At 45.8% G+C, this 14,289-nt stretch carries 14 protein-coding genes; 5 read left to right on the forward strand and 9 right to left on the reverse strand.

What is annotated here, in order from left to right:
- The first annotated feature begins 349 nt into the window (after positions 1–349).
- The 3 genes from JAO78_RS06630 (at position 350) to JAO78_RS06640 (ending at position 2,771) form a co-directional block, all read left to right on the forward strand.
- Positions 350–1,408, forward strand: a complete 1,059-nt coding sequence (locus JAO78_RS06630; RefSeq protein WP_226750579.1) for a hypothetical protein — start codon at positions 350–352, stop codon at positions 1,406–1,408.
- On the forward strand, positions 1,405–1,866 hold the full coding sequence (locus JAO78_RS06635) for a hypothetical protein (RefSeq protein WP_226750580.1): 462 nt from the start codon (positions 1,405–1,407) through the stop codon (positions 1,864–1,866). Before JAO78_RS06630 ends, JAO78_RS06635 begins: the two co-directional genes overlap by 4 nt.
- Before the next feature lie 77 nt (positions 1,867–1,943).
- A complete protein-coding gene (locus tag JAO78_RS06640) occupies positions 1,944–2,771 on the forward strand; it encodes a metal-binding protein (RefSeq protein ID WP_226750581.1) in 828 nt (275 codons plus the stop codon).
- A gap of 115 nt (positions 2,772–2,886) precedes the next feature.
- On the opposite strand, the gene umuC is transcribed toward JAO78_RS06640, so the two are convergent.
- Together umuC and umuD are read right to left on the reverse strand one after the other, a co-directional pair.
- Positions 2,887–4,164 (reverse strand): translesion error-prone DNA polymerase V subunit UmuC, encoded by a 1,278-nt coding sequence (umuC, locus tag JAO78_RS06645; protein ID WP_226750582.1) that lies wholly within the window; start codon positions 4,162–4,164, stop codon positions 2,887–2,889.
- Entirely contained in the window at positions 4,161–4,580 is a 420-nt protein-coding gene (umuD, locus tag JAO78_RS06650; RefSeq protein WP_439647504.1) for a translesion error-prone DNA polymerase V autoproteolytic subunit, read from the reverse strand. The genes umuC and umuD overlap by 4 nt, the downstream gene beginning before the upstream one ends.
- 239 nt (positions 4,581–4,819) lie before the next feature.
- On the opposite strand from umuD, the gene JAO78_RS06655 reads away from it, so the two are divergent.
- A complete protein-coding gene (locus tag JAO78_RS06655; protein WP_226750583.1) occupies positions 4,820–5,485 on the forward strand; it encodes an Lcl C-terminal domain-containing protein in 666 nt (221 codons plus the stop codon).
- Positions 5,486–5,531: 46 nt separating this feature from the next.
- Here the strand turns inward: JAO78_RS06655 and JAO78_RS06660 are convergent, their stop codons facing one another.
- Together JAO78_RS06660 and JAO78_RS06665 are read right to left on the reverse strand one after the other, a co-directional pair.
- Positions 5,532–5,939: a hypothetical protein gene (locus JAO78_RS06660; RefSeq protein WP_226750584.1), complete on the reverse strand. Its 408-nt coding sequence runs from the start codon at positions 5,937–5,939 to the stop codon at positions 5,532–5,534.
- Positions 5,940–6,333: 394 nt separating this feature from the next.
- Positions 6,334–7,359: an Arm DNA-binding domain-containing protein gene (locus JAO78_RS06665; RefSeq protein WP_226750585.1), complete on the reverse strand. Its 1,026-nt coding sequence runs from the start codon at positions 7,357–7,359 to the stop codon at positions 6,334–6,336.
- Between the two features lie 80 nt (positions 7,360–7,439).
- Here JAO78_RS06665 and JAO78_RS06670 point away from each other — a divergent pair, with 80 nt between their 5' ends.
- Positions 7,440–7,664: a helix-turn-helix domain-containing protein gene (locus JAO78_RS06670; protein WP_226750586.1), complete on the forward strand. Its 225-nt coding sequence runs from the start codon at positions 7,440–7,442 to the stop codon at positions 7,662–7,664.
- Positions 7,665–7,674: 10 nt separating this feature from the next.
- Here JAO78_RS06670 and JAO78_RS06675 read toward each other — a convergent pair whose 3' ends face one another.
- The 5 genes from JAO78_RS06675 to JAO78_RS06695 all read right to left on the reverse strand — a co-directional run bounded on the left by JAO78_RS06675 (position 7,675) and on the right by JAO78_RS06695 (position 13,898).
- Positions 7,675–7,980, reverse strand: a complete 306-nt coding sequence (locus JAO78_RS06675) for a hypothetical protein (RefSeq protein ID WP_226750587.1) — start codon at positions 7,978–7,980, stop codon at positions 7,675–7,677.
- A 408-nt stretch (positions 7,981–8,388) separates the two neighbouring features.
- On the reverse strand, positions 8,389–8,802 hold the full coding sequence (locus JAO78_RS06680; protein WP_226750588.1) for a hypothetical protein: 414 nt from the start codon (positions 8,800–8,802) through the stop codon (positions 8,389–8,391).
- Positions 8,803–8,804: 2 nt separating this feature from the next.
- Positions 8,805–10,997: a hypothetical protein gene (locus tag JAO78_RS06685; RefSeq protein WP_226750589.1), complete on the reverse strand. Its 2,193-nt coding sequence runs from the start codon at positions 10,995–10,997 to the stop codon at positions 8,805–8,807.
- Positions 10,990–12,576, reverse strand: coding sequence for a tyrosine-type recombinase/integrase (locus JAO78_RS06690; RefSeq protein WP_226750590.1), 1,587 nt, complete (start codon positions 12,574–12,576; stop codon positions 10,990–10,992). Before JAO78_RS06690 ends, JAO78_RS06685 begins: the two co-directional genes overlap by 8 nt.
- Before the next feature lie 275 nt (positions 12,577–12,851).
- A complete protein-coding gene (locus JAO78_RS06695; protein WP_226750591.1) occupies positions 12,852–13,898 on the reverse strand; it encodes a tyrosine-type recombinase/integrase in 1,047 nt (348 codons plus the stop codon).
- Positions 13,899–14,289: the final 391 nt, after the last annotated feature.

The following is a 14,289-nucleotide window of genomic DNA, read 5'->3' on the forward strand; positions in this document are numbered from 1 at the left end:
AACGCATAGAAAAGGTACCTAAAATTTACATAGATTTCTTTACAGAATTTATTTACACGTTTTGAGGCTGAAGTGAGTTGATTTGAGTATCGGCCGGAAGTGTAAAGAAAACGACCGTTTCTTCCGCGGTAATTGAAAACCCACCTAGTAAAATTAGGAGTGGGAGCGGGAGGAATTCAACCGCCTTCTGCGGAATAAATCATCAAAAGCAACTGTCATTGGTTTTGTTGTATCGAAAAATCAGCTAATTACTTAAATGTTAACTCTATGAAATTTTGTATTATTTTTTGGGCAGATAAAAAATGAGACCTGCTATATTAGTGAAACTAATCGAAAAGCAGGATGCATCATGAAAAAATCAGCTTTGTTTATGCTGTTAGGATTTTTCACTTCGGTATTAACATTCTCATCAGAAGCTAAAGAGGTCCGCCCGACTTTTAATCCTCAAGGGAAAGAAGTTTTTATTTTGGGTAAACTTAAAGGTGCTGATTATGACAGTTATTACAAGGGGGTTTGCACCTCGCTTCCCGATGCTCCTAGATACTCTTTTCGTACAGAGTGTGAAGATGATGGGCTCTATTACCACGGCAACGTCGGTAAACGCTTTATATTCACCGGTGTAACCAGCATATCGCCAATCAAAGACATTGCCAAAGAGATCCTTTTGGAAGATGGACAAACCGTATACTTGATTTATTATGAAAGTGGTTCTGGTCCTTCTTATGTCAAGCCTGCAGATAAAGAGGTTCTTAAAGAAATAGATAATTTCCAGCCCGGCCCAATTTATCCAGGGGCGAAAACAATGATCACGAGCATAAACAGAGGTGAAGAACTGACTTACAGTTTGTTTCACCAATTTGGGCCTCGCATGAATAAGGCACAACTTTCTTTCCTGAGGACAATTGCTGCAAGATACCCGGAAACAGGCCCAAGAATTGCTGACTTACTGGCTTCATTTGTATTTGAGTATGATGACTTTGATAAAAGAGTAATTGTGTATGGGAGTTCGTCACAAGGGATACATAACTTTTGGTCATTGCGTTTACTGATCACAAATGAAGGTGATGTTCATCCATTGGTTGCTGTTAATTATCGCGGAGACGACTGGCTATTTATTTCTCAATACAGTGTTTCTGCTGACGAGTTCCGTTGGAGTAGCAATAGAGTTAATTTCAAACGACGCCATGAAAATGGAACCGTATATGAGTGGAATATTACGGATGCCGATGATTTCAGTCTTTCTCTTGCCAAGAAAATATCGAAATCAGAAAATGCTGTTATCCGATTTAGAGGGCAAAACTCAAATTTTGATGAGGAACTTTCCAGAAGCCAGAAATTGGAGCTTTCAAGTTTGCTGGAGCTATACGAGTTGTTGATTGCGCGTCCGAATGGAGCCAAAGAAAAATGACAGATCTCCAGGCGCTTTATCAACATGTCGGCAGAGCGGTGCACAAAGCCCAAATTGTCGAATTCAATCTTGTAACACTATGGGTTTTATCGGAAAAGCTCGAACCATCTGGCGTAGACCCAAAAGAAGATGGCGTTTGGTCTAAAAAAACACTGGGGAAACTTCTTTACCCGGTAATAAAATCCGGCGTAATAAACGATGATACAAGATTATTTTTGGAAACAGTACTGAGTGCTAGAAATCACCTCGCACATGCTTTTTTTATGTCAGAGGCATCTATCGGTAATACTGACGGTATCTTGAAGTTAGTGCGTGAAGTTAATGCAATGGTAAGCGTTTTCGACAGAGCAATCGCCTTATTTGATCACGTCATGCAAACATTCTGTAGAGAGGCTGACATTGACTATCTCCAAATCATAGAGGAATCACGGACATTGGTCATGTCGACTCTTGACTAATGTTACACTGATTTTCATCTTTTGGGATGATGCAAGCGTGCTTTGACGATGATTGAGTCTTTAAGGGATTACAAAGAATGGGAAAATTCACGGTTCGCATTTCAGAGCGATCTCGCCACACTTCAATTAACGAAGGTTACTGCTTAATTTGCGGCAGCTATGGCCGTCTTTCACCTGATCATGTCCCTCCTAAAGGTGCGATCACGATTACCAAGGTTGAACAGCGGCACATTACAGAAATGAAGGGGTTAAGTGTTGATGACATCAGAGGTGTTGTTTCCAATAATGGAAGCAAGTTTAAGACAATTTGTCACGACTGCAATAATCGTGTGTTGGGCGGCAATGATGACGAAATAGCGAGAGTCTGCAAAGATCTGACATCAAAGATTTCGCACTATTTTCAGTTAGCAAACAGCCCCTACTCAACTATCCAGACAAACGTCAATTCAATCAGGTTTGCTCGGGCAATGATCGGACATGTTTTAGCGGCAACCTCGGTGGAAGAATGCAAAACGGAACCAGTAAACACACCTTATTTTGAGCCCCTAAAACGCTTTGTTCTGGGGAATGATTCAGCAATTGATGGCACTCACGATATCTATTACTGGTTTTACCCGTTTAATATGCATATTAGTGCTAAATTTGTGGCCTTTCGGAATGCAGGGCATTTATCTTTTTGTAGTTTGTTAAGCTTTTTTCCTATCGCGTTTATGGTCACAAAGAAAGGTGAAGGTACATTCCCGGCTCATGCCCAACAGCTGTCTTTGTCAGATAAATTCCTTTATCTAAATTTACAGACCAGAGGTTTTGAGTTCGCTCAATTTCCATTTCATGGTGTCAGAGGAGATCAGATGATGGCGCTTCATAATTCTCAAGCAATCGTAAGTTATCCAATCGGACGCTAAGTGCATAGGCTTGACAGGCTTTTTCTGATTAAGAACACACGGTTGCCGTCAACACCAGGTTAAACCAAAGGCCAGCTCTCCAGCGTGGACGAATATTCATGTCATGACACTTTGATCATCTGGCAACGGGAAGTTGCTGCCAATTTGTTGTATATGCGGGAGATAGAGCTTCTCGCTTCATTCCCCAGCTTTGACTAATCCCTTGCCCAGCGAACCAAACTGTTTTTGCATGCTTGCTGTTAAGCTGATCCATAAGCTGCATAAGCCTGTGCGCTGACTCGTCGTCTTCGGCCGGCATGTCAAATAAACTTGGCTGATATATCCCTGGATCGTAAAAGTCCGAGAGCATAACCCCAGCTTTTGCATAGCGGTAACCGTTAACCCAAATTTTGTCGAGCAATTGCATAGCATGAGTTAAAAATACCCGGGTATCACTGCTTGGCCTATCCAGCTCAACACTTCGGCTCGCACTATAAGGCGCATCCTTGTCACTAAATGGGCTCGTTCTGAGAAATACGGTAAGGTGCTTAGCGTCCTGTCCTTCCTGACGGAGTTTCTTACAGGCCCGACTAATGTATTCACTGATAGCTTCTCGCATTTCCTGCTTATCAGTGATGCGCTCACCAAAAGCCCGGCTGCTGACGATTTGTTTTTTCGTGGGAGCCATTTCTTCCAATGCAATGCAGCTCTCACCATTAAGCTCACGAACAGTCCTCTCCACAACAACAGAAAACTGTTGTCTGATAAAACGGGGATCGGCATCAGCTAATTGTAGCGCAGTGTGTATGCCAAGCGCCTGCAGCCGCTTTGTTAACTTGCCACCGATTCCCCATACTTCATCCACCGGAAGCAAGGCCAGTAACTTTCGTTGTCGCGCTTTGCAGGTAAGATCCACAACACCACCCGTCTTTTGCCAGGTTTTAGCGGCGTGGTTGGCGAGCTTGGCAAGGGTCTTGGTAGGGGCAATACCAACACAGACGGTGATCCCAATCCACTTAAGGATGGTTTTACGAATGGTAAAGCCAAACTCCGTCAGATCATGGGTGTTTTCCATACCGGAGAGATCAAGAAAGGCTTCATCAATCGAGTAGACCTCAACCCTGGGTGCCAGGCTTTCCAGTGTGCTCATGACGCGCTGAGACATATCTGCGTAAAGCGCGTAGTTAGAGGAGAACGCCACAACGCCGTGCTTCTGTATGAGCTCGCGCGCCTGAAATACCGGCACACCCATTTTAACACCAAGTTTCTTAGCTTCTCTCGATCGCGCCACCACGCAGCCGTCGTTATTTGATAACACAACAACCGGGGTATGGGCTAAATCAGGGCGAAACAGTTTCTCGCAACTGGCGTAAAAATTGTTACAGTCCACTAAAGCAAAGAGGGGAGTTGTCATTTGCGTTTCATTTTTCTAATCACGTTGGTCACGACCCCGAAGATATCGAGGCTTTCACCGTTACGTGGCCAGATTGGTTTGTAGGCTGGGTTATGGGGGATCAGGCATAGCGATGGCCTGGTACACAGCTCTTTTACGGTAAATTCGTTTCCAACCGCGGCCACCACGATATCTCCATGCTCGGCATCGACTGAGCGGTCAACAACCAGTACATCTCCGTCATAGATCCCGGCGCCAATCATGGAGTCACCTTCGACTCTAACAAAAAAGGTTGCGTACGGATTCCGGATACACAGCTCGTTTAAATCAAGCTCGCACTCAACATAATCCTGAGCCGGTGAAGGAAAACCGGCTTTTACAGGATCACAAAAAAAGGGAAGTGGCGTTTGTGGCCACTTATCACCCGCTTTGCCAATCAATACCGCCAACGTCACCCTCCAAAACTGTATTTATATACAGTATACCAGCCGGGAAACTTTTGGCAATTTGCAGAGCTAGTGTCAGATTAAATCGTTTTAAACCCCGACCCATTTTAATGGCATGAAATTTGAACATATCTTGTCAATAGCGCATTTAATCAGGGAAAGCCACTGATTTCGCGTAAAGAACACTGACAGGCTCTTCGCCCATTTTTAACGTGTAAAAGGAATTGACTATGCTTAAGAAGCTTCTCGTTATCGCTACCCTAGTTACAGGGTTAATCTCAGGACAGGCAAGTGCGGCTTTTGTCGCCACAGATTGGAAGAGTATTGGTGACGGACTTGCTACTTTGGATACGCAAACTGGCCTGGAGTGGCTGGATTTGACTGAGACAGGCGGAAAAAGTATCAATGAAGTTAAAGCGCTTTTAGACACTGTTTACGCGGGCTGGCGATTGCCAACGCATGATGAAATAAAGACACTTGCTGTCTCTCTCTTTCCAACCATAGAGCCGCGCAAGGACGTATTCAGCAATGCGACGGTCTCTTCTACGGCAGAGCAACGCGCCACCCATTCAATGTTCGGACAAAACGTTACAGGGCACACATATGGCTACTATGAAGTTTCAGGCAGTACATATGGATTCAGCTCTCGACAAGTTAACGGTGCTGCTGTTTGGTTTAGCTATCATTACGCCACTAACTTAGACAAAAAGAGGAATTACGAAGGCATATATCTTGTGAGTGATGGAGGTACAACGCTAAGCTCCATCAACGACCCGACAATTAACATCAACAACCCCAATGCACCCATTAACATGGCTGATGTGTCAGCCCCTGCTGGGTTGGCTGCAGCCGGCGTGCTGATACTGATGATGGGTGCCCGTCGTAAAGTGGCATAAAACCGAATTTAAGCGACAATCAAGAGGAGGTTTGATCTCCTCTTTTTTATTGCTGAAGAGTTTCTGTGACACGCTCACGCGCAGCTATGATGACTGGTTTATTGCTCTCCCCATGATATTTGTGGAACACCGGCGACCAATACTTTGATTGGTGCCGGTTTTGGCGAATAGCAGTTTTGAGTTTCTGTATTTCGGCCAGGGGGAAAATCCACGTGATGAGCTTATCCAAATCTTCACACACGTTATCAACCTCCTCAATAAAATCTAGGCCATTAAGAAACAGCATCGCTTTCTCTACCCGGAGACCAAGGTAAAACAGGCTGATCCGGTTATAGCTATTGTGGATAGGGTTGTTGTTTTCAATAGAACGCTTCGAGTGACACAGTAGCAGTAGATATTTAATAACGTACTCCAAATCCGTCACTGTCACCTTGATAAGTGATAATGGAAGCATGCAAACCTCGCTGACTGTTAAAAAAATAACGTTTTGATGCAGGTTAGGCTGTTATAAGCATTGTGGACGCAAATCATTAACGCCCGTGCTCAGTGCACAATTAAGGATGCCGGCCCTAGAATTAACTCTTCCACGAAATCTGGCAGCTTGATATGGCCAAACAAATCACAAATTAAGGTTTTGTAGGCTGGATCGTCGATTTCGTGGTAAAGCGAATAAAACTTGTATATCGTCCTGAATCGACGGCGGTTTGCATCGAAATCGGTGATTGGAGAAGTTCTGATCAGATGCGCACCTATAGGCTCCAGATACCGGATCCCATAGGCGTAAAATATCGGAGATGAACGTTCCCGGTAAAAGAAATATTCAATAAACTCACCGCCGTAAACTCGCCTCATGACAGACACTGCAACAGATATTGAGATAGGATCCGTTGCACCGTGGGTTTAAAAAGGATCCCGGTTTGTTGGCAGATCTGCTCCACACTCATCCCACCGGCATACAGGTATATGACTGAAGCATCCCGAAGTGCGCGGCTACCCAGCTGTCCCATGCCGGCACTCGAACAGGCAGTACGCCAACACTCGTTCCGTAACCAATTCAGTCTTCCCTCAAGTTTTTGACCAAGAGAGTTACAAAAGACATATTGGTTATTTCCTGAGCGCTGTTTTAGCTTGAACAGCAGTTCTCGGGCATACTTGTCGACATGCACGAACCGGCCGGATAATTCAAAAAAAGCTTCATCAGGACGATACTGCTCCCACTTCAAGCTCAGCAATATCGACGCCGGCAGCCCGGTGATGTACTGCAACAGGAAAAAATCACGGTACTTAGAGGGGACACAGTCGCAAATCACCAGGACATCTAAATAGCCCAACAAAGCTTGATTATCATCACTGGGAGTCAAGTGAAGAGGCTTATCCAGCATAAAGGCCACGGCGGACTGGTCGAGTATATTTAAGGCCAGCCTAAGCGTTCTGATCCGCTCTTCCAGGCTGATCTCACGCAAATCCCGGAGCTCATAGGCAAGCTTGCATAGATGCCGTCCCGACACACGGTCGACGGGCACATCGCCAAAACAGGCCATGATCCGAGCCGCGCGTTTTGGATTAACATAGTAACGGTGTTGCTCAAACTGATACTGATAGAATTGCTGCACCGTCGGAAGGCGTCTCTCATCTAAGGCAATGAACTTAGATTTGAGCGAAATGATCTTCGTGAGGTTTCTACTGTGCGGGAAGTAACTGACGTAATCGAATTCACCCTGTCTTACGCCATGTTGAATGGCATTTAAGATGGTAGACAGTCGCGCACGGTTCGTCTTTGAATCAACGAAATTGGTAGGCTCTGCGAAGCTACACCCAAGGAATTTTAGCCGTATATTCAACTTGCCAGTGCTATCGCGCATGATCGCTCTCATTTCGACCTCCGTTGAGCAGGTTTTGTGCTCAATTTTCCAAAAACCAGTTATGATAAAGACACGACTGCGTAGGAGAGCTTATGATCAAGTACCACCTCATGACATTGATAGAGCAAAAGTCATTTCAAGATCGTAAACGGCTTACACTCAATGAGATCTGTGAAGCGACCGATCTAAGTCGGGCAACATTGTCAAAAATGTTGAATGAGCCCGGCTCTGTGGTGTCGCTGGATACCATTGATCGTCTGTGCAATTTTTTTAAGGTCCCTATCGAAAAACTCATCGAGCATGTGCCCGAGAAGTGATCCCAATATCTTAATCTTGCCAGACACCCAGTTGGTCTGAGAGTAGTCGTAGCAACCTGGCTTCCACTTCCTTGGGCGCCAAATGCATAAAAGACCGATCTTGCTCTACCGATCTAACCAGCCAGCCCATCAACGCATCCGCATTATTTCTCTCATCTGCACCACCAAACACGACAACAAGGTTTTTGCTATGTGGATTAATAAACAAGGAGCAGATTAAATAATCTCTGAGGTTAAGTAACCGGCATCGTTTAGCTTTTTTCTCGCTGAACGATTGGATAAGCATGTCGAGCGGGTTTACAGGGATGGTCATCATAAGTTGTCTCCGATGTATAACCATTTTCTTGGCCGTACCTGGCAACCTACCCATCCCTGGAAGTTTGACTGTACAAAAAACACTCATAAAAAATGTAGATTATAATCGACATATGTCAAACTTAATTGACATAAAAATTCAATATTCAATAAAAATGTCTGTTGGTGGCCATTTCTTAAGAAATCACAAACCAGCTAAAAGGGTACAAATAAAAGAAAAACAGGAGATGAAAAAGCAAACTCAGCACCGCAAACATCAAGACAACAATATGAAACTACTCAGTTTTGCAGTAGCGCTTTCATAAGAAAAAAAGCGCCATCCATGGCACTAAGAATAAGAAGGGAACTTACTTAGCCATTTCAGTTTCCACTCTGAATGTAGATTATAATCGACATATGTCAATTATAATTAACCTCTTGGCAGTCCCCGCGTTCTTGAAACCAATTTAAAGCTCACGCCGATGGGCTTATCTAAGTCGAGCAAGTTAATCCCTTTACTCTGACAATTGTGCGCCCATCGCATGAACCGTTTTTCGTGTTCAAGAACCAGTGCAGCCAGTCTGGCATTTTCCTCCCGCAATAAAAGGATCTCATTTTGGGTCTTTTCAGTATCAAGCGGCTTCTTCTTAGGATCTTTTAATGCCTGCTTCGCCTTGTTGAAGGCATCTCGGATCGGTCGATTAGCGCTAAGCGCCTGGCGTGTATAGCCAGACGCTTTCGCCACCTTTGCCCAGGACAAAGCTTGACCCAGCTCGCCACTTTCCCACTGCTGCAGAAATGCCACAATCTGCTGCTCCAGTTGCTCGCTGATATAACGCTCCATCGTTACTTCACCTCACAAGAGTCCCGGCCGCTAGGGAAGATCTGCACGATTTGCCCAGGGGTGTACTGGGGATCCTTTTCGACGGCAAGCGCCGCATCACAACCGGCCACCAATTCTGCGTGATGGTTATACCACTGATTAGCGCCGGTAAATCCATCCTCAGCGTCAGTGAGCGCAATCTTCATTTGCTCCAAGGCAATAGAGCGCCGGGCTTCAAGACGGGCGATCTCAGTGGCATCACCTTTGGTTCGCCGATAATGTTTGCAGTTATGCAAACAGGCATAGTGGAGGCCGCAAGGCCCCTGCACATAGTCATGTCGGCAACGACCAATATCCATCACATGAGAACTCCCGAGACTATCCAGATCCCTAGTCAGCTCATTAGGCGACAATAATGGAAAGCTTCGAGCGAGCTTCGCTGCCGTTTCAAGAGGAAGATCTTCCTTTTTGGCCATGACCAAACTGACAATCCCCTCGATAGCAGGCGCAGCACCTTTGCTCTGTGTTCGGTGATTGTAGGCAGCATTATCCTTCACACCTGAGCGCAAGAAGTTTCGGGCGATCTCCTCTTGAGAGAATTGATCGGATTCTTGCATGATGGTATTCAGTAGGTGCCGGAACTGGTGTGTCCTTACCTGAAGATCCGGCTCTAAATCCGCCAACTCTGGAAAGTCATAACGTTCAAACACACTTTTGATCCGGCTGTCATCCCCCGAAATGCGCCCTTTATAATCGCGTCCCTGGAAGAAGTCTCTGATCTGTGTGCCGGTTAGCGGCTCGGCAAAGACATTCAGCACTTCCTTGGGCGTATACTGATCTTTAAAGCGCAACGTGATCAGATCCCACACGTTCACCTTGAGACTGCCCATACCAAAGCCATCAGCAATGGGCTTAATTCGCTCTCTGTATGCATCAGAAAAAGCCCGGTGGATATCGCCTACCCGAAAGAAGGTGTGCTTGTGTTTAGAGCCAGGTGTCGGCTCAACACCATACCGTTTAAGGGTGCTGATCGTATTGCTGGTGGAGGACATGCCGATAATGTCCATTACCTGCCTTGAGGTCAGCAGATCATCGTCATCAAATTCCATGAACAACGGCCATTTTCCCTGCTCCAACAACGTCCGGCTGACGACACGGTGATCTTCAGATAACGCCACCAATCTGTCATAAGCCTGGAAGATCAGCTCGTTCATGCTGGGTGGCACGATCTTGGAATCCCAGACATAGCTTTTTCTGGCCATGACTCGAATTTTCAGGATCCGACTTAACTTGCCCGAAATGGGATCAAGTTCTAGCGTACGTCGCTCAAACTCCTCCCTAGACGGAATGCAGTTGATATCCAAACTCACAAACTCGTCCATGCGGAAACCGCACACCATAAGTACCACAGCCATGCAGATCAGCGCTTTGTCCTTCTCCTCCAGCTCATCGTAGTGTTTCCACAACGCAGACAGAAAAACCAAGGCGGCCGTTTTCGGTAACATCTCCGCGCGACGAGAACGTCCTTGCTTGGTGTTACTGAATTGCTGACTTCCTCCATGCTTCTCGCTACGTGGGATCGGGTTTATCCAATTAAGCGGCATGATGGTCAGGTTGAGCTCTTGCACACGAGAGGCGATTGAACTCAGTTTTTCACCGGTAACATAGAGCGTAGAGGGATGTTCCCCCTGCGCAATTGCCAGTTTTAACGCCTCAGTGAAATGCCCTGGATTAAGCTGATGGATCTTCGTGCAACCATTAAGCTCAAACACCTCCTCCAGGTAACGAATGGCGCGAATAAAGACCATATGCGCCACATGTGTAATGGGCCGCTCAGTATGAGCCGTGACAACAAGCGACTTAGCCAGCGAAAGGAAAGGCTCGCTCAGCGGGCGCTCTGCAGATTTACTCTGCTTCTGGCGCGCTTTTAAGCCAGAGCGTTTAGTAAAAAGCACATTACAGGCTTCACCCATCCGGCGGAGGGAAACCGTCGATGTCATGGCTCTGATGTCCCAGGTGTTGCTGTGCCAGTCAACTTGCCCATTAAATGTGAGGTGGCAGAGTTTTTGGCTCAAAATCACCAATTGCCGGAAGTTCTCTTCCGTGCTGTCCGTTGGTTGCCACAGGTTGTAGATCTTGGCTACCTCCTTGTTCGCACTTTTTACGTTGAAATTCGGCATCAACATATTTGATAACAGCGCGCCAGACTTACTCATGATCCACCTCCAGACGTTCAATCAATTCACCACAAGCTTTGATATGTGTCGCGGTATAAAACCCGGGAGGGGCTTCGTCACCGAACTTTTCTCGGATCTCCGCTTGCATCGCGTTAAAAACTTCACGGTGCACCGAGACATCGTTAGATGCTTCGAACTTTTTGCAGCTGTAGCACGAATAAGGGGGTTGCAACTTGCAGGGCTCTTGCTTGGCGCACAACCCAATCCCGACCAGCTTTCTGAGTGAATCAGGGCCGAATACGGTTTTGACATCATTACGGTTAACCAGCTCGGCCAGAGTGATCTTGCCTTCGAAGAAGGAGATATACTCTTTAAAATGCTGGGTGTAGACAGCATCTGCCTTAATAGCAAAAGAGACCCCCAGCTGGTAATAAATCATCACGTGCTGTAAATCGTCATGATCCAGCAGCTCCATCAATGTGATTGCGGACGCCCCCATTGCCGCGGCGTGAGTCGCAAACGTCTTGCGAAGCCTTCTGGGGTACAGTTTTAACAGTAGCTGCGGTTTTCCTTCCTTGTTCCGGTATTGATTGATGAAATCAACAACCTCACTTGGAGCGCTGTTAAATAATCGATCTGATGCGGCATCCTGAAACCGCTCAAAGGTTGAGCCCCGCTCTTTACGAACGTTCTCCGCCGATTTACGGAATATAGGGAGAGCATCACTATTTTGCAGCTCCTCCTTGTTAGCGAGACCCCGGTATTGCTCAGCAATGAGCATCTCAAGCAGTTCTCCCAGGAAAATAGGGATGAAACGAGGTTTAAATCGCTCTCTGATCCCGGTGAAGCGCTTTTTCACCGAGGGAACGTTCAGCATGAATGACTTTTCCCCTGTCGAGGTATTCACATTCACTGCAAAATCGCATGTCATGAGCAGCAAGATCTGGCGAGGCCGGACCCCCAGCACTACATAGAGCCAAGTAACCACCAATTTCTTGAACATCGGATCGGAGGGAGTTACGTAATCACGACACTCGGCTAATGCCGAGCGTAACGCAATAAGCTCATCAGAGTGCAAAGGGGAGCGGTTTTCGATGTAGGTCATAACATCGATCCCCTTTATGTTGCCCCTAAATCTGAACCGCTTTAGAAGCTGAGCCGTGTTTCGAGAAAAAAGCGTCAACCCAAGATGGTATGAGTCCCGGTACCAGGCTCTGAGTACGGACAGATCTCCTTCGTCAGAACGATCTCTGTGCGTGAAGATAAAATCCAGAAGAGACTCACTGAGCTGCTCCTTCAGGCTTTCGCTTTGATCAAAATCGTCAATAGAGCGAAAGAAGCGCTTTAGCGTGGCGAATTCCTGATAGATGGTGTCGGGTGCCATTTTGCTGATCAGCGACTCAAAGTAATATTTGAGCTGGCTCAAAAGCAGCGGCGGTAGACCAGGGAAAAGTCCCCAATTGAGTGATGTAGGAACACTCTCACCAATTTCCCAGACATTCCCAGTGGTATCTACCATTCGGGAACGACCGATTATGGATGTTTGAGAGAAGATTGGGCGTTTGATCTGCTTGATGATCAGAACAGATTTGATACGCTTACGGGTGGATTTTACCATAGACTACGACCTCACTTAGCCTGGATATACGCCCTCTTTTTTTAGTCAAATAAAAATAAGAGGCACAGTACATCTGTTATAAACGTTAGGCTAAGTAAGGTTATTTATGATAAAGAGCATGCGAAGCGTGTTCGCGTATGGTTTTGCACAAATTTAATTATGCGTGGCATATATGCCAAAAACCATACAGAATTTATTACCTAATATGTATGGCTTTGCACAAATCTAATTGCGCGCGGCATATAAGCCAAAACCACACTGAATTTACACCCTCGTTAATGAGGATTTTTAAGCGTAAACTGTTTTTCAATTTCTTGCAAGTGTCTTGATGCAATTATTTCTCGGGATCGTTTCATGTACTCTAATCCTTGTGTACTGGTCGAAGACCATCCACAGAGCTGCCGTTGAATATTTTTAAACTCCTCACCACTCGGATCTAGCTTCGTCGTTAATACCAACAAATCGTTAAATGTGTGCCGAAGAATGTGAGGGTGGAGATTTTTAAGAGTCTTAGGCTCCATTTTGCGCACTCTCAGACAGAGGTTAACAAGCGCTGAAATGGTCATAGGCTGTGGATTGATCTTTGTATTCAAAAAGAGATACGGCGGTGCCTTCGCGGCAGCTTTCCCACGTTGTTTACGCTCGGTAACGATATAATTATCGATCATGCCGGCGAGCCTCTCAGTCACAGGGATTTCCCGCTCATAAGTTTTGACGTTTGGAGGATTCTTCCTGGTGTCGAGATCAAGCGTGGTATTTTGCGTCACTCTAAGCACATATCCATGCGGTCGGCGGATCAGTGCATCGGGGCGAAGACAGAGCAACTCACCATCTCGGATCCCGGTAAGTAACAGTAAATCGATAATTAACTGATTGCGAACCTTGATTCTCTCCTGAAATGGGTTTTCAGGATTATCAGGATCCACGCACCATCTAAGTTTATGCACTTGCTCATCGGTTAAGCCATAGCGTAGATTGGGTATAGCAAGTGCGCGGTGTGCGTTAAATAGTTGTGACAAGCGAGCAATGAAATCCCGTTTATTTTTGCGGTAAGGATCAGTTAACTTCCTGGAGCCCGCGAACACATCCCCAAGGTAAGCCAAGAACGCAAGTATATGATAACATCGTGTCCGGTAGGTGCATTCACCGATAAACGTTTTCTTTCCTATTTCAAGCGTTTCTGGAGCGTCTGTGGGGGCTCTTGACCGAAAACGTAAGCTGGACTGAAGTGACTGCATTTCCAGGAAGGAGAGAAACTCTCCACTTTGGATCCTTTCAACCAAATCAATATCCTGCTTCTTCGCCCATTCATAAACTCGCATGATCGAGTACGCTATCGTCAATCGATATGAATAGGAGCATTCCCGATATGTCATGAGATACAAATTGATCTCAATCGAGGGCAACCCTTCAGGGCATCGGACAATGACCTCCCGATCTCCATGCTGCTCAACTTGGATTAATCTGGCTGTATACGACACAAGATACCCCAATTGGTTAACAATACCTCGCCGAGTATAGCACCAGAATCACAAATGCAAACGAAAGCAGGAACGCATTTTCCTTACTTAAGGTAAACGTTGAATGATTGATTTAAAAGCGAAAAAGGGAAGGAGGGGGTCGTCTTTACAATCGTCTTTACATTTAAAAACGTTTTACTTTCTTTTTCACTTAATTCGCGTACCCAGAAGGTAAACAAATCATATTTTTGAC

Origin of the sequence: Alishewanella maricola (genome assembly GCF_016343785.1) — a bacterium.
Classification (GTDB): Bacteria; Pseudomonadota; Gammaproteobacteria; order Enterobacterales; family Alteromonadaceae; genus Alishewanella; species Alishewanella maricola.